This is a genomic window from Sphaerisporangium sp. NPDC088356, from assembly GCF_040685555.1.
Classification (GTDB): domain Bacteria; phylum Actinomycetota; class Actinomycetes; order Streptosporangiales; family Streptosporangiaceae; genus Sphaerisporangium.
Genome location: NZ_JBFBIK010000003.1, coordinates 139,155 through 160,864 on the forward strand (window position 1 = coordinate 139,155; position 21,710 = coordinate 160,864).

The 21,710-nt window shown below is 69.3% G+C and carries 22 protein-coding genes; 7 read left to right on the plus strand and 15 right to left on the minus strand.

Annotated features, from left to right (window positions below; all coding sequences use genetic code 11):
* Positions 1–9 precede the first annotated feature (9 nt).
* The 5 genes from AB0O34_RS02710 to AB0O34_RS02730 all read right to left on the minus strand — a co-directional run bounded on the left by AB0O34_RS02710 (position 10) and on the right by AB0O34_RS02730 (position 6,343).
* Positions 10–798, minus strand: coding sequence for a 4Fe-4S dicluster domain-containing protein (locus tag AB0O34_RS02710; RefSeq protein ID WP_363911905.1), 789 nt, complete (start codon positions 796–798; stop codon positions 10–12).
* A gap of 82 nt (positions 799–880) precedes the next feature.
* Entirely contained in the window at positions 881–4,102 is a 3,222-nt protein-coding gene (fdh, locus tag AB0O34_RS02715) for a formate dehydrogenase (RefSeq protein WP_363911832.1), read from the minus strand.
* Between the two features lie 142 nt (positions 4,103–4,244).
* Positions 4,245–4,556 carry an isocitrate lyase/phosphoenolpyruvate mutase family protein gene (locus AB0O34_RS02720; protein ID WP_363911834.1) on the minus strand — a complete coding sequence of 104 codons (312 nt, stop codon included), beginning with the start codon at positions 4,554–4,556 and terminating at the stop codon, positions 4,245–4,247.
* Between the two features lie 84 nt (positions 4,557–4,640).
* Positions 4,641–6,131 carry an SPFH domain-containing protein gene (locus AB0O34_RS02725; RefSeq protein ID WP_363911836.1) on the minus strand — a complete coding sequence of 497 codons (1,491 nt, stop codon included), beginning with the start codon at positions 6,129–6,131 and terminating at the stop codon, positions 4,641–4,643.
* A 32-nt stretch (positions 6,132–6,163) separates the two neighbouring features.
* Positions 6,164–6,343, minus strand: a complete 180-nt coding sequence (locus AB0O34_RS02730; protein WP_363911838.1) for a hypothetical protein — start codon at positions 6,341–6,343, stop codon at positions 6,164–6,166.
* A 382-nt stretch (positions 6,344–6,725) separates the two neighbouring features.
* Between AB0O34_RS02730 and AB0O34_RS02735 the strand changes: the two genes are divergently transcribed.
* Positions 6,726–8,654: an FAD/NAD(P)-binding protein gene (locus AB0O34_RS02735; RefSeq protein ID WP_363911840.1), complete on the plus strand. Its 1,929-nt coding sequence runs from the start codon at positions 6,726–6,728 to the stop codon at positions 8,652–8,654.
* A gap of 107 nt (positions 8,655–8,761) precedes the next feature.
* Here AB0O34_RS02735 and AB0O34_RS02740 read toward each other — a convergent pair whose 3' ends face one another.
* Positions 8,762–9,586 (minus strand): SDR family NAD(P)-dependent oxidoreductase, encoded by an 825-nt coding sequence (locus AB0O34_RS02740; protein WP_363911842.1) that lies wholly within the window; start codon positions 9,584–9,586, stop codon positions 8,762–8,764.
* A gap of 266 nt (positions 9,587–9,852) precedes the next feature.
* Here AB0O34_RS02740 and AB0O34_RS02745 point away from each other — a divergent pair, with 266 nt between their 5' ends.
* The 4 genes from AB0O34_RS02745 to AB0O34_RS02760 are packed head-to-tail and all read left to right on the plus strand — an operon-like array spanning position 9,853 to position 13,667.
* On the plus strand, positions 9,853–12,336 hold the full coding sequence (locus AB0O34_RS02745) for a nitrate- and nitrite sensing domain-containing protein (RefSeq protein WP_363911844.1): 2,484 nt from the start codon (positions 9,853–9,855) through the stop codon (positions 12,334–12,336).
* The gene (locus AB0O34_RS02750) at positions 12,333–12,740 is read left to right on the plus strand and encodes a roadblock/LC7 domain-containing protein (RefSeq protein WP_358552923.1); all 408 of its coding nucleotides are present in this window, start codon (positions 12,333–12,335) and stop codon (positions 12,738–12,740) included. Before AB0O34_RS02745 ends, AB0O34_RS02750 begins: the two co-directional genes overlap by 4 nt.
* Positions 12,737–13,111 (plus strand): DUF742 domain-containing protein, encoded by a 375-nt coding sequence (locus AB0O34_RS02755; protein WP_363911846.1) that lies wholly within the window; start codon positions 12,737–12,739, stop codon positions 13,109–13,111. The genes AB0O34_RS02750 and AB0O34_RS02755 overlap by 4 nt, the downstream gene beginning before the upstream one ends.
* The gene (locus tag AB0O34_RS02760) at positions 13,092–13,667 is read left to right on the plus strand and encodes an ATP/GTP-binding protein (protein ID WP_358552919.1); all 576 of its coding nucleotides are present in this window, start codon (positions 13,092–13,094) and stop codon (positions 13,665–13,667) included. The genes AB0O34_RS02755 and AB0O34_RS02760 overlap by 20 nt, the downstream gene beginning before the upstream one ends.
* A gap of 318 nt (positions 13,668–13,985) precedes the next feature.
* Here AB0O34_RS02760 and AB0O34_RS02765 read toward each other — a convergent pair whose 3' ends face one another.
* The 4 genes from AB0O34_RS02765 to AB0O34_RS02780 form a co-directional block, all read right to left on the minus strand.
* Positions 13,986–14,207 (minus strand): hypothetical protein, encoded by a 222-nt coding sequence (locus AB0O34_RS02765; protein WP_363911849.1) that lies wholly within the window; start codon positions 14,205–14,207, stop codon positions 13,986–13,988.
* Positions 14,208–14,243: 36 nt separating this feature from the next.
* The gene (locus AB0O34_RS02770; protein WP_363911851.1) at positions 14,244–14,504 is read right to left on the minus strand and encodes a hypothetical protein; all 261 of its coding nucleotides are present in this window, start codon (positions 14,502–14,504) and stop codon (positions 14,244–14,246) included.
* A gap of 159 nt (positions 14,505–14,663) precedes the next feature.
* Positions 14,664–14,867, minus strand: coding sequence for a DUF397 domain-containing protein (locus tag AB0O34_RS02775; RefSeq protein WP_363911853.1), 204 nt, complete (start codon positions 14,865–14,867; stop codon positions 14,664–14,666).
* A 9-nt stretch (positions 14,868–14,876) separates the two neighbouring features.
* Complete coding sequence (locus AB0O34_RS02780) at positions 14,877–15,728, minus strand: helix-turn-helix transcriptional regulator (RefSeq protein ID WP_363911855.1); 852 nt, start codon at positions 15,726–15,728, stop codon at positions 14,877–14,879.
* A 419-nt stretch (positions 15,729–16,147) separates the two neighbouring features.
* Between AB0O34_RS02780 and AB0O34_RS02785 the strand changes: the two genes are divergently transcribed.
* Together AB0O34_RS02785 and AB0O34_RS02790 are read left to right on the plus strand one after the other, a co-directional pair.
* Positions 16,148–16,528 carry a hypothetical protein gene (locus AB0O34_RS02785; protein WP_363911857.1) on the plus strand — a complete coding sequence of 127 codons (381 nt, stop codon included), beginning with the start codon at positions 16,148–16,150 and terminating at the stop codon, positions 16,526–16,528.
* Positions 16,529–16,869: 341 nt separating this feature from the next.
* Positions 16,870–17,349 carry an ATP-binding protein gene (locus tag AB0O34_RS02790; RefSeq protein WP_363911859.1) on the plus strand — a complete coding sequence of 160 codons (480 nt, stop codon included), beginning with the start codon at positions 16,870–16,872 and terminating at the stop codon, positions 17,347–17,349.
* A gap of 65 nt (positions 17,350–17,414) precedes the next feature.
* Here the strand turns inward: AB0O34_RS02790 and AB0O34_RS02795 are convergent, their stop codons facing one another.
* From AB0O34_RS02795 to xylA, 5 genes are all read right to left on the minus strand, one after another.
* Positions 17,415–17,537 carry a hypothetical protein gene (locus tag AB0O34_RS02795; protein ID WP_363911861.1) on the minus strand — a complete coding sequence of 41 codons (123 nt, stop codon included), beginning with the start codon at positions 17,535–17,537 and terminating at the stop codon, positions 17,415–17,417.
* Positions 17,538–17,713: 176 nt separating this feature from the next.
* On the minus strand, positions 17,714–18,100 hold the full coding sequence (locus AB0O34_RS02800) for a roadblock/LC7 domain-containing protein (RefSeq protein ID WP_363911863.1): 387 nt from the start codon (positions 18,098–18,100) through the stop codon (positions 17,714–17,716).
* 164 nt (positions 18,101–18,264) lie between these two features.
* Complete coding sequence (locus tag AB0O34_RS02805; protein ID WP_363911865.1) at positions 18,265–19,062, minus strand: DUF998 domain-containing protein; 798 nt, start codon at positions 19,060–19,062, stop codon at positions 18,265–18,267.
* Between the two features lie 93 nt (positions 19,063–19,155).
* Entirely contained in the window at positions 19,156–20,529 is a 1,374-nt protein-coding gene (gene xylB, locus AB0O34_RS02810; protein ID WP_363911867.1) for a xylulokinase, read from the minus strand.
* The gene (gene xylA / locus AB0O34_RS02815) at positions 20,526–21,677 is read right to left on the minus strand and encodes a xylose isomerase (protein ID WP_363911869.1); all 1,152 of its coding nucleotides are present in this window, start codon (positions 21,675–21,677) and stop codon (positions 20,526–20,528) included. The genes xylB and xylA overlap by 4 nt, the downstream gene beginning before the upstream one ends.
* Positions 21,678–21,710: the final 33 nt, after the last annotated feature.

Here is a 21,710-nt window from a genome sequence, read left to right on the forward strand (position 1 = left end):
GGGCGTGGCTCATCGGGGCCCCGCGACGAAGGCGGTGGCGATGCCGCAGGCCAGGGTCAGTGCGGCGACGGCCGCGTGCCGCCACATCGATGGCAGGTCGCGGGTCGTGTCCTTCGGGGCCGGGGGCAGGCCGTACACCTCGGGCTCGTCGAGCAGCAGGAAGAACGCGCCGTTGCCGCGCACCCCGTCGGCGGGGTCGTGGCCGTAGAGCCGGGCGTCGGTGACGCCGTCCTGGCGCAGTTCCTGGACGCGGGCGGCGGCACGCTGCAGCAGTTCGTCCAGCGGCCCGTACTGGATGGACTCGGTCGGGCAGGCCTTCGCGCACGCGGGGGTGAGGTCGTCCACCAGCCGGTCGTAGCACATGGTGCACTTGAACACCCGGCCGTCGTCCTCGCGCTTGTCGATCACGCCGTACGGGCAGGCGGAGACGCAGTAACCGCAGCCGTTGCAGATGTCCTGCTGCACGACCACGGTGCCGAACTCGGTGCGGAAGAGCGAGCCGGTCGGGCAGACGTCGAGGCAGGCGGCGTCGGTGCAGTGCTTGCACACGTCGGAGGCCATCAGCCAGCGCAGGTCGCCCATGCCCTGGTCGCCGGAGTCCGCCGGCTTCCTGATCGGCTTGCGCTGCTCGATGAAGGCGACGTGCCTCCAGGTGGACGCGGACAGCTGCTCGGTGTTGTCGAAGGACAGGCCGGTGAACTCGAACGGCGGGTCCGCCGGGAGCTGGTTCCACTCCTTGCAGGCCACCTCGCACGCCTTGCATCCGATGCACACCGAGGTGTCGGTGAAGAAGCCCATCCGCGGCGGATGCTCGGCGTAGCCGGTCTCCTCCTGGACCTCGGGCAGCCTCGTGGCCACCGGGATCGACCGCACGGTCATCTCAGACCTCCTGGTGAGCGGGCTCGGTGATGCCGGCCCGGCGACGGAACGTCTCCACCAGCCGCGGCAGCCCGACCCCGCGCGGGCGCCGTCCTGGCTGGATGTCCGCGGTGAACGCCTTGTCCTCCTGGATGTCGGCGTTCGGGTCGAGCACGATGGGCGCCAGCTCGTTCGCCGGGTCGCCGGTGGCGCAGCCGTTCGGCCCGTAGTGGTACGGCAGGCCGATCTGGTGGACGACACGGCCGTTCATGCTGAGCCCGGGGATCCTGTCGGTCACCAGGACCTTGGCCTCGATCGCACCCCGGGCGGTGATGATCGTGGCCCAGCCGCCGTGCTCCAGCATGCGTTCCTCGGCGAGCGCCGGCGAGACCTCGCAGAACATCTCCGGCTGGAGCTCCGCGAGGTAGGGCAGCCAGCGGCTCATGCCGCCCGCCGTGAAGTGCTCAGTGAGCCGGTAGGTGGTGACGACGTACGGATAGACCTCGCTGCCCGGCGGGTGGTATCGGTTGCCCGGACGGTCGTATGTCACCCGTACCGGGTTGCTCCGGTGCGTGCGGTACAGCGGGTTATCGCAGGGGGTGTCCTGCGGCTCGTAGTGCACCGGCAGCGGCCCGTCCAGGAGCCCGGCCGGGGCGTACAGCCAGCCCTTGCCGTCGCCCTGCATGATGAACGGGTCGATCCCCGACAGCGCGTCGGCGCCCAAGGCGTCGTCCGGGGGCCGGTAGTCGGGTGGGCGGTCGTCGATGAAGTCCGGGAGGTCGTGCCCGGTCCACCGGCCCCGCTCCGCGTCCCACCAGACGTACGCCTTGCGCGCGCTCCACGGGTTCCCGTCCGGATCGGCCGAGGCGCGGTTGTACAGCGTGCGCCGGTTCAGCGGCCACGCCCAGCCCCATTCGGGCGACACCCAGCTCTGCTCGGTGTGGGGCTTTCGGCGGGCCGCCTGGTTCACCCCGTCCGCGAACACCCCGCAGTAGATCCAGCATCCGCACGAGGTCGACCCGTCGCCGCGCAGCTGCGTGTAGGTCGACAGCAGGCTCCCGTCCGGGCCGTACCCGTTGATCTCCCGCAGCACGGCCGCGGCGCTCGGCTCACGCATCTCACCCTCGACCGGGTAGTCCCAGGCCAGGTCCTGGATCGCGCGGTCGCACGGGTCGTCGGACCCCGCCAGCCGCTCCTTGACGAGCCGGCCGAGGTGGTAGACGAACCACAGGTCGCTGCGGCAGTCACCGCTCGGTTCAACGGCCGTGTCGTGCCACTGGAGGAGCCGGTTGGTGTTGGTGAACGTGCCGTCCTTCTCGGTGTGGGAGGCCGCGGGGAAGAAGAAGACCTCGGTGCCGATCTGGTCGGTGCGCAGCTCGCCGCTCTGGATCTCCAGCCCGTCCTTCCACCAGGTCGCCGACTCGATCAGGGAGAAGTCCCGTACGACGAGCCAGTCGAGGTTCGCCATCCCGAGCCGCTGCAACCGGGTGTTGGCGGACCCCACCGCCGGGTTCTGACCGAACAGGAAGTAGCCCTTGCACACGCCGTCGAGCTGCGCCATGACCGTGTCGTAGGTGCTGTGCGAGCCGGTCAGCCGGGGCAGGTGACCGAAGCAGAAGTCGTTCTCAGCGGTGGCCGCGTCCCCGTAGTACGACTTGAGCAGGCTGACCACGTACGACCGGGCGTCGGCCCAGAAGCCCTTCTCGGTGCTGATGACGTCGACGAAGTCGTCGAGGTTCTCGTCGGTGTGCGCGTGCGGCATCGGGATGTAGCCGGGCAGCAGGTTGTACAGGGTGGGGATGTCGCTGGAGCCCTGGATGCTGGCATGGCCGCGCAGTGCCATGATGCCGCCGCCCGGCCGTCCGATGTTGCCGAGCAGCAACTGCAGGATGCTCGCCGTCCGTATGTACTGCGTGCCGACGGTGTGCTGCGTCCATCCCACCGCGTACGCGAAGGCGGTGGTGCGTTCTCGCCCGGAGTTCGAGGTCAGCGCGTCGCAGACCTTCATGAAGGTCTCGCGCGGGATCCCGCAGGTCTCCGCGACCACCTCGGGGGTGTAGCGCGCGAAGTGCCGCTTGAGTATCTGGTAGACGCAGCGAGGGTGGGTGAGCGTCTCGTCCCACTCAGGATGCGCGGTCACCGGGGCGCCGCCCGAGCCGTGCGCCTCGCTCATGCCGGGTACGTGGTACTCCTCCAGCCGCAGCCGCCGCCCCGAGACCGCCTGCACCTGGGGCCCCTTGTACTGCCAGCTGCTGACGTCGTACTTGCGCGTCTCGGGGTTCCATCCGGAGAAGACACCGTCCAGGTCCTCGCTGTCGACGAAGTCGTCGGAGACGATGCTCGCGGCATTGGTGTAGTTGAGGACGTACTCCCGGAAATCCTTCCCCTCCGTCAGCACGTGGTTGATGATCGCCCCGAGGAACGCGATGTCGGTGCCCGCGCGGATCGGCACGTACAGGTCGGCCATGGCGCTCGTGCGGCTGAAGCGGGGGTCCACGTGGATGATCGTGGCGCCGCGCAGCTTGGCCTCCATCACCCACTGGAAGCCGACCGGGTGCGCCTCCGCGAAGTTGGAGCCCTCGATGATGATGCAGTCGGAGTGCTGCAGATCCTGCATGAACGTGGTCGAGCCGCCCCGGCCGAAGGAGGTGCCGAGCCCGGTCACCGTCGAGCTGTGGCATACCCGGGCCTGGTTCTCCACCTGCACGACGCCGAGCCCGGTCATCAGCTTCTTGATGAAGTAGTTCTCCTCGTTGTCGAGGGTGGCGCCGCCGAGGCTCGCGATGCCCATGGTCCGCGCCACGCGCCTGCCGTCGCACTCCTCCTCCCAGGTCTCCTGCCGGGTGCGCACCACCCGGTCGGCGACCATTTGCATGGCGGTGTCGAGGTCGAGCCGCTCCCACTCGGTGGCGTACGGCCTGCGGTACATCACCACGTGCTCGCGACCTGGACCGGTGGTGAGCTGGAGCGACGCCGAGCCCTTGGGGCAGAGCCTGCCCCGGCTGATCGGGGAGTCGGGGTCGCCCTCGATCTGGACGACCTTCTCGTCACGGACGTAGACGTCCTGCCCGCAGCCCACGGCGCAGTAAGGGCAGACCGACTTCACCACCCGGTCGGCGGTGGCGACGCGGGATTTCAGCGCGTCGGTCTTGGGCGATCTGACCGCCACGCCCAGCCCGCATGGGTCGGGGCCGGTGAGCTGCCGAAACACCGGCCACCGACCCAGGAAACCACTGATCCCCATTTCGCCCCCGTCCGCATCACCCGGCGAATCAACACCGTTGCCATCGGGGGGCACACCACGCTTTCTGCCCGTTCCTCCCCCGCCGGGAAGGACTCCAACCTCCTGGCTCTAGCCGGTGGGCACCTCGTACGGGCTGCTGGCTCTAGCCGGTGGGCACCTCGTACGGGCTGCGGCCGGACTTGATCGCGTCGAGCATCGTGCCCAGATACGCCTGGGCGGCGGCGTGCAGGCCGTGCCCGAAGCTCACCCGCGCGACGCCCAGCGCGCCCAGCTCGGCGAGGGACGGGACGCCGGGCCGGAACAGCACGTTGATCGGCCCGTCGATCTCCCCGGCCAGGACCCGGATGTCGCCGGGCTCGGAGGCCAGGATCGGGTACACGCAGTCGGCCCCCGCCCGCAGGTAGCGGCGCCCGCGCTCCACCGCCTCGGCCAGCCGCTCGGCCCGCGTCTGCAACCCGCCTACCCCGCCGCGATGGAAGCCCTCGCGACCGTCCTCGGCATGCCGGGAACCGGCGAGCTCGCGGCGTGAGGCCTAGGGTCAGTTGACGTCGAGCGGCTTGCCGGCCGGCGGCTCGGTGCCGTTCAGGCTGGGCGGCGTCGCGCCGGACAGCAGGGAGCGGGCGAGACCGAGACCGGTCCCGCCGAGCGTGAGCGCCTTGGCGAGCAGCTCCTCGACGCCCTGGGCGCCGTTCAGGACGACCATGTGGTCGATGTTGCCGAACGCCTTGGAGCCGGCCTCGACGATCGCCGGCCAGTTCTCGGCGAGCTGCTGGGCGATCACCGCCTCCTGGTTCTCGGCGAGCGCCTGAGCACGGGCCCTGATGGACTCGGCCTCGGCCAGACCCTTGGCCTTCGCCGCCTCGGCCTCGGCCAGACCACGCGCCCTGGCCGCCTCGGCCTCCGCGAGGCCCCGCGCCTGTGCCGCCGCCGCCTCGCCCTCACCCGTGGCACGGGACGCCGCGCCGGCCGCCTCGGCGCGAAGCCGCACGGACTCGGCCTCCGCCGCGGCGGCCTGCTTGACCTGGGACGCCTGGGCGACGGCGCGCAGCTCGGTCTCCCTGGCCTCGGCCTCCGCCTGGGCGATGCGGGCGTCGCGCTCGGCCTGCGACAGCGTCACCGTCTCGTACGCCCTGGCGTCGGCCGGCTTGCGCACCTGGGACTGCAGCCGCTGCTCCGCGAGCTGGGCCTCCAGCTCGGCGGCGCGGGTCTCCTGGACGACGACCTCCTGGCGCGCGGTCGCCTCGGACAGCGGGCCCGCCTGGCGCGACTTGGCGGCGGCCTGGTCGATCTCCGCCTGGTATCCGGCCTGCTGGATCTGCGACTCGCGGACGGCTCCGGCCTTCTTGGCGGCGGCGACCTGCTCGGCCTCGGTGGCCTCCTGGTCGCGCTGGGCCTCGGCGATGCGGGCCGAGGCGGCGACCCTGGCGGCGTGCGGCTTGCCGAGGTTGAGGATGTATCCCGTCTCGTCGTCGATCTCCTGGATCTGGAGGGAGTCGACCACCAGGCCGAGCTTGCTCATCTCGTCGGCGGCGCTGCTGCGGGTCTCGCCCGTCAGCCGCTCGCGGTTGAGGATGAGGTCCTCGACGGTCAGGTTGCCGATGATCGAGCGCAGGTGGCCGGTGAACAGCTCGTGGATGGCGCCGTTCATGCTGTCCTGCTGGTCGAGGAAGCGGCGGGCGGCGTTGGCGATCGAGACGAAGTCGTCGCCGACCTTGTAGATGATCACGCCGCGCACCTGGACGGGGATGCCCTGCTGGGTCACGCAGTTGACCTGGAGGTTGGTGGCCCGGCTGTCGAGCCGCAGCCGCCGCGCCGTCTGGAACCCGGGCAGCACGGCCGCGCCCTTACCCGTGATGATCTTGAAGCCGAGGCTGTCCGCCAGCTCGTTCCTCGTGTGCGCCCCGAGGCCGGAGATGATCAGCGCCTCGTTGGGCTCGGCGATCCGCCAGACGGCTTTGAACAGAAGGATGATGACGATGAGCAGGACGACGACACCGCCGGCCCAGATGGCCAGCTCCGTGGTGGTCATGGAGACCTCCGAAATGAGGGGGGAGAGGAGAGTCAGACGATCGCGCGTGCCACGTAGACCGTGCGCGGCGGCGAATAATCGACGACGACGATGATGGTCCCCACCGGGATCTCTTCGTCGGGAAGCGTCGGATGCGCGTAGAAGGCCTCAACGCCCCCGCGTATCGGCACCATCACCTCACCCACAAGGCCCGGCCCGATCTTGCCGGTCACCCTGCCCTGCCTGCCGACCACCCGTAAACACCCCGTCGTCGTACATCGACCGTGAACGCGAACGTTACCCCGTTTGCCCCGTCACATCATCAGCAGGTGAAGGGCTGAACAGCACTTCACCCCGACTTCGTACGTCCGCGCGCTTCGTCCTCATCCCGCCAACGACCGGCCTGGTCATCGCGTTCCCATCAACAACGGCGAAGCGGTCCGCGAAGCGGGATTTCGCCCGTGCGGGTGGCGCAATAAATGCCAAAAGAGTTGGCCCGCGCTCCGCGACACGCTCCTTTTTCCGCTTCACCCGACTGATGATCGCGGAATGATGGCTCATTTCCCGCTTGGCGGAGACTTTCCGGGAAGACGAGCACGCGAGCGTGGGCTGGGGATGGACCGCGAGATCAGCCGCAGGGACTTCTTCGACGGGGTGGCGGCGGTGGCCGCGTGCGCGGCGTTCGGCTCGCGCACCCGCCACACCGAAGCCGCCGTGGCGGGACACGCCGGCGGCTCCCTGGCCCTCCGCGCTCACGGCAGGAGCCGCGTGACGAGGCGCTCACCGGGACTCCAGGGCGACACGCCGGACTCCCTGGGCGTGGCGCACGCCCTGCGCGACGGCAGGTTCTGGCAGCGGGCGGGCACGCCGGAGCCCACCGGCGAGAGCTACGACCTGGTCGTGGTCGGCGCCGGCATCAGCGGCGTCACCGCCGCCTACACGTGGACACGGCGCGACCCACGCGCGCGGGTGCTCATCCTGGACAACCACGACGACGTCGGCGGCCACGCCCGCCGCAACGAGTTCCACCCCGCGGGACGCGTCGGGCCGCTGATCGGGCACGGCGGCTCGCGTTCGCTGTACGCGCCCTCGGCGTGGTCGCCCGACGGCAAGGACCTGCTCGCCGGCCTCGGGGTGCAGCCGCGCGCGACGCGCGGGCACCTCGACCCGGACCTCTACCCGGGCCTGCTGATGCACGACGGCGTCTTCTGCGACAGGGAGAGCTTCGGCGCCGACAAGCTCGTGGTGCTCCACCCGGGCAAGACGACCGCCCAGTGGGTCGCGGAGCTGCCGATCGCCGTCCAGGCAAGGAAGGACCTGGTCATGCTGTTCGACGATCCCCCCGACTGGTTCCCCGGCCTGCCGGACGAGGAGAAGAAGGAACGGCTGGCCGGGCTGACGTACGCGGAGTTCCTCAGGGACGTCTGCCGGGTGCACCCCGACGCCGTCAGGTTCTGCCAGACGATGCCGAACACCACCTGGGCCTACGGCTCCGACGCGCTGGGCGCCATCGACGCGTGGGCGGGGGCGGACCGCTTCACCTATCCCGGCTTCGCGGGGCTGAGGCTCGACGGCACCAAGCCCTCGGCGTACAACTCGCCGAGGGTGGCCAGGAGCTGGGCGGCGAAGGACGCCGACGTGTACTGCTTTCCCGAGGGCAACCAGGCCCTGGTCCGCATGATGATCGCGCGCATGGTGCCCGGGTTCGCCGGGGCGGCCTCGATGGAGGAGATCACCACCACGTCCTTCGACTACGGCGGCCTCGACCGTCCCACCAACCGGGTACGGCTGCGCCTGTCGAGCACGGTGGTGCTCGTACACAACGACGGCCCGGCCGACACGGCGACGACGGCGACCGTGGGCTACTTCGACGGCCACCGGGTCAGGACCGTGCGGGCGGGCGCGGTGGTCATGGCCTGCTGGAACATGGTGATCCCCCACCTGGTCCAGGACCTGCCGGCGGAGCAGAAGGAGGCCCTGCGCCAGGCGGTTAAGCTCCCGCTGGTGTCCGCGACGGCGCAGCTGCGCGATTGGCACGCGTTCAGGGAGGCGGGGATCCGCCGCGCCCGCTTCACCGGGGCTTACTGGGTCACCGCCGAGCTGGCCCCGCCGGTCAGCGTCGGCTCCTACCGCTGCCCGAGGACCCCGGACGAGCCGATCAACGTCCACCTGGTCCACACCCCGGCCACGCCGGGGATGGCGCCGAGGGACGCGGCGGTGGCGGGGCGCCACGCCCTGTTCGGCACGCCGTACGGCACGCTGGAGTACGGCGTCAGGGAACAGCTCACCAGGCTGCTCGGCCCCTGGGGGTTCGACCCGGCGCGCGACATCGAGGGGCTCACCGTCAACCGCTGGGGTCACGGGTACGCCCCCGAGTACGCGCGGCCGTGGGACGCGTTCTACCCGGACGGGCCGTTCCCCGCCGACACCGCACGGCGGCGCTTCGGGCGCATCGCGATCGCCAACTCCGACTCGGTGCCCGGGGCGGACGCCGACGCCGCCGTCAGCGCGGCCTACAGGGCCGTACGAGAGCTGTCAGTTTGAGGACCGGGGGCGGCGGATCATCGTGAAGGCCCACGAGGTGTCGGGCTGCGGGGCAGGGAGTACACCAGCTCGAAGATCACGTACGGCACGGCGAGCGGCACGTGTGCTCAGGCCACCTCGCCGGCGGAGAGGCCGGTGACGGCGAGGCTGGCGTCCCAGAGCGCGGCGGCGAGGCCCGGGTCGGTCATGCCCTTGGTCGCCGACGCCGGGGCGCTCCTTGCGAAGTAGCGCCCGCTGTGCTTGGTGCCGTCCGGAGAGGTCGCCAGGTGGACCAGCGTGCTCGCGCCCTGCTCGGGCGTGCTCGCGACTCCGGGGATCACCATCAGCAGCTTCATGTAGAGGCTGCCGGGCGCGAAGCCCGTCCTGATCACGCCGGGGTGGAAGCAGGTGGCGGCCACTCCGCGCCGGGCCAGCGCGACCGTGAAAAGCGCGTTCGCCTGCTTGGTGTCGCCGTACTGCAGCCAGGCGCTCCAGCGCCTTCCCGACCTGTCGAGGTCGGCGGGGTCGAGACGGCCGGTCCTCGCTGCGCCCGAAGAGGTGGTGACCACCCTGCCGCCGGACGCGATGACGCGGTCGAGAAGAAGGTTGGTCAGCAGGAACGGCGACAGATGGTTGACCTGGATCATCATCTCGTGGCCGTCGCGGGTGAGCCGCCTGTTCATCGACATGACCCCGGCGTTGTTGGCGAGCACGTCGATGCGCTCATATCGGTCGAGAAGGTCGGCGGCGAGCCGGGTGACGTCCTCGAACGAGGTGAAGTCGGCCGTGGCGATGTCGGGACGGCGGCCCGAGACCTCGGCGAGGCGGCCGGCGACCGCGTCCAGCTTGGCGCGGGAGCGTCCAACCAGAACCACGTCGTGCCCGGCGCGGGCGAGCCCCTCGGCGGCGGCCGCACCAATGCCCGCACTGGCCCCCGTAATCACAGTAATCATCTGTCCTCCAGTACGCCGGAACCCTATCGGTGCTAGCCTTCTGTGCGATCTTCCGGAGGTGCATTTCCCCCTAAATGCGGCTAGACCCTCCGAGCGATGCAGGAGTGACCATGGGTTCTGGAAAGCGGTCCATCCGCTTCAAGATCTTTTCCTTACTACTCCTTCCCCTGCTGTCGCTCAGCGCTTTGTGGGGATTTGTCCTAAATCTCACGATCGGTGATGGCATCTCGCTCCTGAGCGCGAACGCGGTCTACCAGGGCGTCGGCGTGACTTCAACCGATCTGGGGCTCCAGATTCAGGCCGAGCGTGCGCTGTCCGCCGGCACCCTCAGCGTGCGGGCCGGCGACCAGAACCGGCTCGCCGTCCAGCGGCACGCCACGGACAAGTCGCTCGCCCAGTTCCGCGCCGCCGGCATCAAGCAGGCGGCCGAGGGATCGCTCAGCGACGCGATGAACACCGCGCTGACGGCCCTGCTCGACGAGCTTGAGCACCTGCCCAGCATCCGGGCCGACGTGGACACCGCGCAGTCGAGCCGGCTGGAGACCACGCAGTCGTACAACCACATCATGGACGCGCTCTTCCGCGTGTACGACCGAATGGTCTCGGTGCCCGACCTGGCGATCTTCGAGCAGGCCGGGGCGATGCAGGCCATGGGCAACGGCCGCGAGACCATCGCCCGCGAGAACGCGCTGATGAGCGGGGCCATCACCACGGGCGGGCTCTCCGACGCCGAGTACGTCGCCTTCTCCGAGTGGGCCGCCAACCGGCGCCTGCTGTACGCCAAGGGCATGTCCACGCTGGACCAGGAGCTGCGCAAGCCGTACGAGGAGGTCTTCGCCTCCCCGACCTTCAAGCGCTTCACCGGCATGGAGCAGGACCTCGTCAACAAGGCCCGTGCCGGCGGCCCGCTGCCCGACTCACTCGCCAAGTGGCAGCCGATCACCGACAACCTCTCGGCCATGCTCGACCAGGTGAACGCGAAGGCGTCCGCCACCCTGGCCGACCGCGCCAAGAGCGTCGCCACCGGCATCCTGATCCGCATCGGCCTCGCGGGCGGCCTCGGCCTCGTCGCCGTCGTCGCGTCGATCATCATCTCTGTCCGCTTCGGCCGCCGCCTCGTGCGGGAGCTGGCCGACCTGCGCAACTCCGCCCGCGAGCTGGCCGACGTACGGCTCCCGAGGGTCGTCGAGCGGCTGCGCAGGGGCGAGGAGGTCGACGTCGAGACCGAGGCCCCGCCGATCGTCGGCGGCGACTCCGTCGAGATCGCCGACGTCGCCATGGCGTTCAGCTCCGTGCAGCGCACCGCCGTGGAGGCGGCCGTGGGCCAGTCGAACCTGCGCAGGGGCGTCAGCCAGGTCTTCCTCAACCTCGCCCGGCGCAAGCAGGGCCTGCTGCACCGCCAGCTCACGCTGCTCGACGCCATGCAGCGTCGCGCCAGGGAGCCCGAGGCACTGGACGACCTGTTCCACCTCGACCACCTGACCACCCGGATGCGCCGCCACGCGGAGAGCCTGATCATCCTGTCGGGCGCGGCGCCGGGCCGGGCCTGGCGCAAGCCGGTTCCCGTCCTCGACATCGTGCGCGCCGCCGTGGCCGAGGTTGAGGACTACACCCGGGTCAACGTTCTTCCCCTGCCGAACGCCTACCTCAGCGGCACTGCGGTCGCGGACCTCATCCACCTCATCGCCGAGCTGATAGAGAACGCGACGATGTTCTCTCCCCCGCAGACGCGCGTGCAGGTACGCGGCGACTCGGTGGCCAACGGCTTCGTCGTCGAGATCGAGGACCGGGGTCTCGGCCTGACCCCGCAGGAGTACGCCTCGATCAACGACCGGCTCGCCAACCCTCCGGAGTTCGACCTGGCGGACAGCGACAGGCTCGGCCTGTTCGTCGTCGGCCGGCTCGCCGCGCGCAACGGCGTCAGCGTGATCCTGCGCGCGTCGCCGTACGGGGGCACGACGGCCATCGCGCTCATTCCGAAAGAACTGGTGGCCGACGACGGCTCACCGACCCCCATCCCGGGCTCCCTCGCCGAGACCGGTCCGCTGCCCGCCCGGGACTCCCTCACCGGCAGGACGTCACAGCAGCCTCCGGCGCTCGCCGGCGAGCCGCGCGCCGGGGCATCGCTGTTCTTCACCCCGCCGAGCGCGCGGTCGCCCGAGTCGGCGCCCTCGCTGACCGTCGTGCCGAGCATCGCCGACACCGGCCCGATCGACACCTCTGGCATGGGAGGCACGGGCAGGCCGCTGGCCGACGCCGAGGATCCCCCCTCGAAGGGGCTGCCGTCGCGCACCTCCGCGTCCAAGGGCACCCACAGGGGCCTGCCGCGCCGGGTACGCCAGGCCAACATGGCCCCGCAGCTCCGGGAGACCACCGGCCCCCTCGCCGCTCCCACACCCCCCGCTCCCGCCGGACGGCCGGGAGGCTCAGAGATCGGACGATCCAGCCTTTCCGGACAAATCGAGCGATCTCCGGACGAGGCTCGTGCTATGTTCTCCGCTTTCCAGCAAGGAGGACGCCGAGGACGCGCCGAAGCCGATCAGGAACCGCCGGGGGTCGTGCCAGAGAACGAGGGCCGGCCGAACGAGCCCGCGAGCAGGCGCGACGACGAGAATCCCCTCCAGGGCCGGGCATCCGAGACCCCTGAAGGAGCCACTGCGGGCCCGAGCGAGCGTGACCAAAAGCACGAGCTGCGCAACCATAGTGAGGGTTACGTACATCAGACGACTGGCGAGAAGGGTGACGAATGACCGGCAAAGTGTCGTCTAACGGCGAACTCAACTGGCTCCTCGACGATCTCATCAGCAGGGTCGCCGCCGTGCGCCAGGCGGTCATCCTCTCCACCGACGGCCTCGTCGTCGGAGCCTCCAAGGGCTTCAGCAGGGAGGACGCGGAGCACCTCTCGGCTGTGGCCTCCGGCTTCCAGAGTCTCGCCCGCGGCGCCGGACGCCACTTCGGCGGCGGTGAGGTGCGGCAGACCATCGTCGAGATGGAGTCCGCGTTCCTCTTCGTGACGGCGGCCGGCACCGGCACCTGCCTGGCCGTGCTGAGCAGCTCGGACGCCGACGTGGGCCACATCGCCTACGAGATGGCGATGCTGGTCAAGCGCGTCGGCCAGCACATCTCCACCAACCCCCGGCGGACGTTGTCATGACGACCCGTGGCGAGCAGTGGCTCGACGAGGAGGCCGGGCCGATCGTACGGCCCTATGCCCTTATCCGTGGCCGTACGCGGTCGTCGGGTGACAATCTGGACCTGATCGCTATGGTCACGGCGACCGGGTCTCCGTACACTGGCGAGGCCGGTCTCGGCCCCGAGGAGCTACGCATCCTCGAGCTGGCCGACCGGCCGATGTCTGTCGCGGACATCGCCTCCGAGATCGACCTGCCGCTCGGCGTGGTCCGCGTTCTCCTCGGCGATCTCCAAGATCAGGGCATGATCAGCGTACGAGCTCCCGCCCAGACGGGACCGCGCCCAAATGAGCGCATTCTCAAGGAAGTGATCAATGGCCTACGAGCCCTCTGAGGAGCCCGTCGCTCTCAAGATCTTGGTGGCGGGCGGCTTCGGCGTGGGGAAGACCACGCTGGTCGGAGCGATCAGCGAGATCAGGCCCCTGCGCACCGAAGAGGTCCTCTCCGACCGAGGCATCGGCGTCGACGACATCGACGGCGTCGAGGGCAAGACGACCACCACGGTGGCCATGGACTTCGGGCGGATCACCATCCGCGAGGGCCTCGTGGTCTACCTGTTCGGCACGCCGGGCCAGGAGCGCTTCTGGTTCATGTGGGACGAGCTGTCCTACGGCGCGCTGGGCGCGGTCGTCCTCGCCGACACGCGGCGCCTCACCGACTGCTTCCCCTCGATCGACTACTTCGAGCAGCGCGGCACGCCGTTCATCGTCGCGGTCAACTGCTTCGACGGAGCCGACAAGCACGAGGCCGAGGACGTCCGCATCGCCCTGGACCTCGACCCGGACATCCCGGTCATCCTCTGCGACGTACGCCGCCGCGCCTCCGCCAAGGTAGTCCTCGTGACCCTGGTCGAACACGCCCTCCGCACCCTCACCCCAGCCGCCGGATAGGAGACACCACCCCTCGCCCCGGATGCCAGGTACGCAGATCGGCCCAACGTTCATGATCACGCGTGCAGAAGAACATGGCGACTCAAGACGGGTCCTGAGTGGCGATAGTTCGGCGAATCCATCTGGTGAGGGTGTCATCTCTGGAAGACTGATCGGACACGGAGCGTGATGCGTCGACCTTTGACGGTGTTCGGGTCGGCCAGGTAGGCTGCTCTCATTACAACCCCGTGCGTGGCTTCGTTCACGCACGCATTGCGTCTCCGGGGAGCCTTCGGGCTCCCCGCATTTGTTTCCGGGACCAGACGCGATGTTCAAGGGTTACAGGATGACTGCACGTCGAATCAGGATCTTCATCGACTTCTGGAACTTCCAGTTGAGCTGGAACTCCACCATGGATCCGAAGCAGTGTGACTGGCGTGCGTTACCCCCTGCCGTGGTCAGCGCGGCAGCGTCGGTGCTCGCGACGACAAGGTCCGACAGGCCTAAAAGGGCCGCGCTGTCATCCTCCGTCAAACCGGCCTGCCGGAGCCGTGCCGCCATGTCCGAAGCAGTGCGACGAAGATGCGCCCGCTCCTCCTAGTAGGAGGCGAGGAGTTCCTGCGGAACGCCAGATATCTCGTACACATACTCAACCGAGATCGGGACATCCTCGGGCAGATCAAGGACGAAGTGCTTGACCGCCTCGACCTCCTCGAAGAGCTCCGCGAGCGTGCGGCCGGTCACCCCGGACCGGATGGGTGCATCGAGAGGGTCGGCGCCCCAAACCACGATCTTCGTATCGAGCGTCTCCTCAAGAGTGACACGAAACTTCAGGTGGCGAGTGATCGGCACGGTCATCGCAGCCAGCCCTCCTGGTAAGTGCTCAACACGCGGCCACGGTAGCCGGGGAGCCTCGCCTCGTCTTGGGAACCACAGGCTGGGGCCCAAGCTGGTACCGGAAGGAGCCTGCGTGTCATGGACCCCAAGTCGGGGTCGCTCGCAAACCAGACGACGTGCCTACGGCATGCCGAATCGGCGAGTCTTCACACCGCTGATGAACGCATGCCATTCATCAGACGTGAAGCTCAGCGTTGGCTCGCTGAGGTTCTTGCTGTCACGTACTGCCCGACCGCCGCTAGGGACAGTTGCCACCTCGACGCAGTTATCGCCTGTTCCGCTGTAGCTACTCTTGCGCCACGCAAGAAAGGTGCTGTGATCCACTGTTTCGGCCTACCTCTTCAGTTGATCCGCTAATGCGGCCATGTGCTGCACGGACTCATCAGGAGATAGGGCAAGTCCCTGCACCTGGCTATAAATGAGCGTATAGCGCCGGAGTTCCTCTGGGGTCTCCAACCAGAGGTCGTCTGTTGCGGTCTCCATGTACACCAGGCTCGGATCATCTGGAGACGGGAAGTCCAAGATCAGAAATGCGCCTCCCGTCATGGCCGGGTGTGAACCGACGGAGAGCGGCAGAACCTGGACGGTCACGTTAGGCCGGGCCGCCACGTCGATCAGGTGCCTAAGCTGCGCGCACATCACCTCCGGCCCGCCGGTCATCCGATGCAACGCGGCCTCGTCGATGACGACGACCAATGCGGGTGGGTCCTCACGGGAAATGATCTGCTGACGCGTCAATCTGGCTTGGACGCGGCGTTCGATGACGGCTGGGTCGAGAACTTGCCCACCTCGGAGCATGGCTGCCGTGTAAGCAGCCGTCTGGAGCAAGCCGGGGATCAGAAGGGCCTCGTATGTCCGGATCATCGAGGCGCCGGCTTCGAAGTCGGGCAAGGAACTTCGGAAGACGTCCTGGTAGTCAGCCCACCAGCCACGCTGGCGCGACTCTCTAGCGAGGGTCATCAATGCTTCCCGGCGTGGCCCGTCTGTGACTTGGTAGAGGTCCAGTAGCCCTCTGATGTCATGTGGAGCTGGTCGTTTCCATTCGTTGCGTTCCATCCGTGTGATCTTGGACGGATCCCAGTCCAGGTGCTTGGCAGCTTCGGCGGCAGTCAGTCCAGTCTCAATACGGAGCTGGCGGAGGGCAGCGGATAGCCGTCGTCGCTTGACGGTGGGGCTGCTCGTCATGGCTCTCCTCTTGTTACGGACACGAGTCCAGAAATGTGCCTCGAATCGGACAATTGCACGTAACTCAAATTACGCCTTGCACTTTAAGGGCTGCGCTATCACTATAGCCGCATGGCTCATCGCAAGGAGTGAACTCAACATGGCTGTAATAGCGGCCCGCCATTTACCTCGTGGGCAATAGGTCGCGGGAGGCCTTAAGTCTGGGCTCCGACGGCCGCGATGAGGTGGCATGCGCAATGCAGCGCAAACCCCAGTTCGCCAGACATTCCACGTAGGCCCAGGCGTAAAAACGGGGCCCACCAAGGCAGTGCACGCCCGGCGAGCCCCTTGAACCGGACTCAGGAGGTCCGATCCCAATGCGTAACTGTAGTAAAGCCATACGGGTCATTCGGGCGCGTTGGCGGGCTGAGGAGCCGCCGATGCCGCTTGGGTGTCGGTGGTGTGGGCATCCGCCGTACGCCCATGCGGCCGCGAGCCTGCCGCACCGGCCCCGCCACGAGTGGGAGCAGCCCACTGCGGCGCAAGTCAACGCCCGGATGAGCGCGCGGCGGCGTCTCGGCCTGGATGGCCGGTTGCCGACGGTGATGCCCGTGCGCCCGCTGCCCAGGCGGGAGCCGTATGGGATCTCGCACGAGCCCTACCGCGTCCCACTGGAGTCCCACGTCGCGCTGGCCGGGCGGCACGGGCGTATGGCGGAACCCGCGACGGCGGTCGCCGTTCCATACCGGCGTGGCCGGCCTCCCGGTACGCGAGTCCCACCCGGCGAGCGCGAGCCGTACCGACAGGGGATCGCGGCGTGAACAGATGCGATCCCAGGAAGCGGCCGGGTGGACGGCACCGGAAAGGGGCGTCTGCCGAGAAGGTCACCCAGCGACGATGGGACCTCGCCAAACGAGCCTCCGCGCACCAGTTGGACCTGATGGAACCCGGATGGTCCATCTGGTACGGCGTCGGCACGCGACGTTTCCACGCCGTCGCCACGTGGCCCGCACCCCGGCCCCTGATCCTGCAAGCCCGCACCGCCGACGAACTACGCGACCTCATCCGCGAAGCGGAACCGACAACGCGCTCAAGCCCCACTGCCGACCGGCTTCACCCGGCACCCCACCCACCCGCCCTGACCCCATCCCGAGGAGTTTCGATGCCCGGAACGCCGGACGGTCTACGTACCGTCTGCTGGGACCTCCCTCACGACCTCTCAGTGATCGGCAAGACCCGCGAACTGGTCAACGGCATCCTCACGGCCTGGACGTTCGGCGAGCTCGCGGACGACGTGGTCCTGGTCGTCAGTGAACTGCTGGCGAACGCGGTCAACTACGGCGACCCTCCGATCAGGCTCTCCCTCTGGGCTTCGGCTGGGGAGCTGTGCGTCCGGGTCACCGACCATGGGAACGGTCAACCCCGCCACCTCGACCTCGGCATCGACGCGACCCACGGCCGCGGCCTCACCATCGTCGCCGCCATCGCCCACGACCACGGCATCACCCCACTGGCCGACGGCCCCGGCAAGACCGTCTGGGCCCGCTGGCGTCAAGCCACCCAGAACACCAGCCGCGTCCCCACGGAGCTGCCCATCCCGCGCTTCCGCACACACGAGGACCCGCCCTCTCTTACGCGGTGAGCAGGCGGCGGATACGGTCGTACTCGACGCCCGACAGGCCGGAAAAGCAGCGCGGCCCGGCCGGTTCACACTCGATGATGTGCCGTCAGGCGGTCGGCCAGTTCGCTGGGACGGCTGAGGGCGACGTTGTGGCCTCCGTTGATCTCGTCGGGGACCATCCCCAGGCGTTCCTTGACGAGGCGGCGCATGAACTCGGCAGGGAGGAAACGGTCGTCGCGGCACAGCAGGAATTGTGTAGTTCCCGCCGGTGACGCTCGACAAGCCCGGTGAACGCCCGATCGTCACCCGCGAGGGCGGCCGCGACCAGCGCGCTCTCTTCGGCTACCGCCATGTTCCGCCCGAGTACATGTGCGACACGGTAGCTTCAGACGGTGCCTCTTGGGTGGGTGGTCAGGTGGCGGCCGACCCTGCCGACGAGGCGGGCCATCTCGTAGGCGATCAGCCCGGCGTCGGCGTCCATCATGCTCATCACCGCGAGGCAGCTTCCGTTGCCGGCCGCCGTGACGAACAGCAGGGCCGCCTCCATCTCCACGATGGTCTGGCGCACGGCGCCGCCGCCGAAGCGCATGCTCGTGCCCTTGGCGAGGCTCTGGAAGCCGGCGGCCACGGCCGACAGGTGTTCGGCGTCCTCGCGCGAGAGACTGCCGGAGGCCGCGACGCGCAGCCCGTCAATCGACAGGATGATCGCGTGCCGCACGTCCGTCACCCGCGCAACGAAGTCGTCAAGCAGCCAGTTCAGCTCGGTCGACATTCCCACACCTCCCGGCCGTCTCGTTCGCCGTCGGCCAACGCGGAGATCGTGAACCGGATGGACCCACTCGATGCCTGGGGCGAAGATCGCCGATGAACACTAGCACTGTGGCGCGTGATTTCTTGATACATCTGTGATATTTCGTGAATTAGATTCTTACATGGCTAGTGTCGGCTTAGCACCCTGGTAGGCCGTCCCGTGCCGCTTGTAGCGCGTTCGATGGTGGGGGCGAGTGCCCTCGCCATGGCCATGCCGGCGGTCATCGCCGGAGTCCGCGCCGGCATCCAGGCCGGGGTACGCGCCGGGCTCACCGGCCGCCTCGCCGGAGCGGGAACCATGATCGGCGGGGGCTCCACGGGGACGGCGGTGGCAACGGCGGCAGTGCCCGCGGGGCTCCAGGCGATCCGCGTGAGCTGTACGGCCACGACGGCGAGGACGGCCGCCTCGATGCCGAGGAGCGACCACTCGACCAGGCCGATCAGCACCCGGTGCCCGGGAAGGGCGACATAGGTCAGCACGGCCAGGGCGCCGCCCGCGCCCAGTGACAGCCACTCCAGCGGGCGGGCCGCCGGCCGCCAGCTCTCGTCGTCGCCGAACCGCCGCACCATCAGCGCGGCGGCTCCGGCGAGGCCGACCAGCGCGACCACGATCATGACGTCCGCCGCGACCGTCCCCGGCAGCAGGGCCGCGCCGGTCAGCGACGCCGCCCACACCGCCACGAGCCGCTCGGGCCAGCCCTCCACGGGTGCCCGTACGGCCCGCATGCACGCGAGCAGCCCGAGCGAGGACGCCGCGAGCAGCACCATCGCGAGCGAGGCGCCCGAGCCAGGCGCCGTGGACCGGCCGATCGTCAGATGAAGCGTGTCAAGGGGGACACCGATCCGGCCGACCACCATCGTGATCGACGCGACCAGTACTCCGGTTCCGGCGACCAGGGGGTAAAGCCTTCTCAGGGGCAGCATGGATCAAGACTGTCCCGAAACGATGGTTTCGAACATCCGGTGCCACCCCTGAGCGACCCCTGAGGCGGTCCGGAGGCGCCTCAGGGTCGGAGGTCAGATCCCGGCGACGATCTCCGCGTAGCGCGAGCGGACATCGGGCGCCGGCTCCGCCTCGAACAGCTCGGGCGTTCCCGCCTCCCACCTGGGAGGTTCCGGGGTGCCCGCGACGAGCCAGGCGGCCTGGCGCGCCGCCCCGTCGGCGACGTACTCTCCCGGCTCGGGCACGAGCACGGGACGTCCGAACACTGCGGGCGCGATCCTGCGTACCGCCTCGGACCTGGCGCCCCCGCCGATGAGCAGCACGCGCCCAGGCTCCAGTCCCAGCGCGTCCAGCCCGTCGGCCAGCCCGCACAGCATGCCCTCCACGGCGGCCCGCGCGAGGTGCGCGGGGGTCGAGTTGGACAGCCGCAGCCCGTGCACCGACCCGGTGGCCTCGGGACGGTTCGGGGTCCGCTCCCCTTCGAGGTACGGAACGAGCACGAGCCCGTCCGCACCCGGTGGGGCCTGCATGGCGAGATCGGAGAGCTCGGCCGTGGTCACGCCGAGCATGCGCGCCGCGGCGTCCAGCACCCGGGCGGCGTTGAGCGTGCACACCAGCGGGAGGAACCGCCCGGTCGCGTCGGCGAAGCCCGCCACGGCTCCCGAGGGGTCCTGGCTCGGGACGTCGGAGCAGGCGAAGACCGTCCCCGAGGTGCCGATCGAGACCACCACGTCACCGGGGAGCAGCCCGACTCCGAGCGCCGCCCCCATGTTGTCACCCGTGCCCGGCGCGAGCCGTACAGCCTGTGACTCACCCGCCTGGCCGGTGGGGTCGAGCACGCGGGGCACCAGCGGGCTGTGGCCCATGGCGAGCTTGAGCAGGTCGGGGCGGTAGGAGCTCGTCGCGGGCGACCAGTAGCCGGTGCCCGAGGCGTCGCCCCGGTCGGTCGTGAGCGCGCCGATGCCCGGCGACCCGGCGAGGCGCCAGGTGAGCCAGTCGTGCGGCAGGCACACCGCAGCCGTACGGGCCGCGTTGTCCGGCTCGTACTCGGCCAGCCAGCGGAGCTTGGTCACGGTGAAGGAGGCGACCGGAACGCTGCCCGCCGCCTCGGCCCATGCCCGCGGCCCGCCCAGCTCCGTGATCAGGTCGTCGGCCGCGCGTGCGGAGCGGGTGTCGTTCCACAGCAGCGCGTCCCGGACGACCTCGCCGTGCTCGTCGAGGCAGACCATGCCGTGCTGCTGCGCGGCCACCGACAGCGCCGCCACGTCGGCGAGGCCACCCGCGGCGGCGACCGCCTCCTGGAGCGCGTTCCACCAGTGATCGGGGTGGATCGCGGTGCCGGGCGGGTGGGGGGCCCGGCCCTCGCGGACCAGGCTCCCCGTCTCGGCGTCGCGGATGACGACCTTGCAGCTCTGCGTCGATGAGTCGACTCCCGCGACGAGGGTCATCCCCGGACTCCGAGGAGGTGCTCGAGCGCGAGCTGGTTGAGGCGGGTGAAGTGGAAGCCGCGCTCGGCCACCTTGTCGATGTCGAAGTCGTCCTTGGCGAGGTCCTCGTAGGTCTCCCCGGCGGCCAGGGTGGGCTGGGCCAGCTCGGTGACGCGGGAGTTCACCAGGGCCTCCTGGACCTCGGGGTCGGCGCGGAACGCCGCCGACTTCTCCTTGAGGATCAGGTACGTCCGCATGTTCGCGGCGGCCGAGACCCACACGTCCTCGGCGTCCTCGGTGCGCAGCGGCTTGTAGTCGAAGTGCCTCGGGCCCTCGTAGCCGCCGTTCTCCAGCAGGTCGACCAGGAAGAACGCGCTCTTCAGGTCACCATGGCCGAAGACGAGGTCCTGGTCGTACTTGGGGCCGTGCTGGCCGTTGAGGTCGAGGTGGAAGAGCTTGCCGTGCCAGAGCGCCTGGGCGATGCCGTGGACGAAGTTGAGCCCGGCCATCTGCTCGTGGCCCACCTCGGGGTTGAGGCCGACCATCTCGGGGTGCTCCAGCTCGTTGATCAGCGCCAGCGCGTGGCCGATCGTGGGGAGCAGGATGTCGCCACGGGGCTCGTTCGGCTTGGGCTCAAGGGCGAACCGCAGGTCGTACCCCTTGTCGATCACGTAGGAGCAGAGGACGTCGAGGCTCTCCTTGTAGCGGTCGAGGGCCGCCCTGACGTCCTTGGCCGCGTCGGACTCCGCGCCCTCGCGCCCGCCCCAGCAGACGTACGTCGTCGCGCCGAGCTCGGCGGCGAGGTCGATGTTGCGGATGACCTTGCGGAGCGCGTACCGGCGGACGTCCCGGTCGTTGCTGGTGAAGCCACCGTCCTTGAAGACGGGGTGGGTGAACAGGTTGGTCGTGGCCATGGGAACCTTGAGGCCGGTCTCGCTCAGGGCCCGCTTGAAGTTCTCGATGGCCTTGTCGCGGTCGGGCTCAGTGGCGAGGAGGTCGTCGTCATGAAATGTCACGCCGTAGGCGCCGAGCTCGGCGAGGCGGTGTATCGCCACCGCCGGGTCGAGCGGGGCGCGGCTGGCGTCACCGAACGGGTCACGCGCCTGCCAGCCGACCGTCCACAGGCCGAACGTGAACTTGTCTTCCTTCGTGGGTGCGTACTCGTTCACTGTTGGTGTCTCCCGATTTAGTCTATGTTGTGG

What these genes read in the sequence shown, in the direction of transcription:
- AB0O34_RS02710 (WP_363911905.1), bottom strand. Translation starts at nt 798, where the DNA reads ATGGGCTTCTTCACCGACACCTCGGTGTGCATCGGATGCAAGGCGTGC.
- fdh (WP_363911832.1), bottom strand. Translation starts at nt 4,102, where the DNA reads ATGGGGATCAGTGGTTTCCTGGGTCGGTGGCCGGTGTTTCGGCAGCTC.
- AB0O34_RS02725 (WP_363911836.1), bottom strand. Translation starts at nt 6,131, where the DNA reads ATGACCACCACGGAGCTGGCCATCTGGGCCGGCGGTGTCGTCGTCCTG.
- AB0O34_RS02735 (WP_363911840.1), top strand. Translation starts at nt 6,726, where the DNA reads ATGGACCGCGAGATCAGCCGCAGGGACTTCTTCGACGGGGTGGCGGCG.
- AB0O34_RS02740 (WP_363911842.1), bottom strand. Translation starts at nt 9,586, where the DNA reads ATGATTACTGTGATTACGGGGGCCAGTGCGGGCATTGGTGCGGCCGCC.
- AB0O34_RS02750 (WP_358552923.1), top strand. Translation starts at nt 12,333, where the DNA reads ATGACCGGCAAAGTGTCGTCTAACGGCGAACTCAACTGGCTCCTCGAC.
- AB0O34_RS02755 (WP_363911846.1), top strand. Translation starts at nt 12,737, where the DNA reads ATGACGACCCGTGGCGAGCAGTGGCTCGACGAGGAGGCCGGGCCGATC.
- AB0O34_RS02760 (WP_358552919.1), top strand. Translation starts at nt 13,092, where the DNA reads ATGGCCTACGAGCCCTCTGAGGAGCCCGTCGCTCTCAAGATCTTGGTG.
- AB0O34_RS02765 (WP_363911849.1), bottom strand. Translation starts at nt 14,207, where the DNA reads ATGGCGGCACGGCTCCGGCAGGCCGGTTTGACGGAGGATGACAGCGCG.
- AB0O34_RS02770 (WP_363911851.1), bottom strand. Translation starts at nt 14,504, where the DNA reads ATGACCGTGCCGATCACTCGCCACCTGAAGTTTCGTGTCACTCTTGAG.
- AB0O34_RS02780 (WP_363911855.1), bottom strand. Translation starts at nt 15,728, where the DNA reads ATGACGAGCAGCCCCACCGTCAAGCGACGACGGCTATCCGCTGCCCTC.
- AB0O34_RS02785 (WP_363911857.1), top strand. Translation starts at nt 16,148, where the DNA reads ATGCCGCTTGGGTGTCGGTGGTGTGGGCATCCGCCGTACGCCCATGCG.
- AB0O34_RS02790 (WP_363911859.1), top strand. Translation starts at nt 16,870, where the DNA reads ATGCCCGGAACGCCGGACGGTCTACGTACCGTCTGCTGGGACCTCCCT.
- AB0O34_RS02795 (WP_363911861.1), bottom strand. Translation starts at nt 17,537, where the DNA reads ATGCGCCGCCTCGTCAAGGAACGCCTGGGGATGGTCCCCGACGAGATC.
- AB0O34_RS02800 (WP_363911863.1), bottom strand. Translation starts at nt 18,100, where the DNA reads ATGTCGACCGAGCTGAACTGGCTGCTTGACGACTTCGTTGCGCGGGTG.
- AB0O34_RS02805 (WP_363911865.1), bottom strand. Translation starts at nt 19,062, where the DNA reads ATGCTGCCCCTGAGAAGGCTTTACCCCCTGGTCGCCGGAACCGGAGTA.
- xylB (WP_363911867.1), bottom strand. Translation starts at nt 20,529, where the DNA reads ATGACCCTCGTCGCGGGAGTCGACTCATCGACGCAGAGCTGCAAGGTC.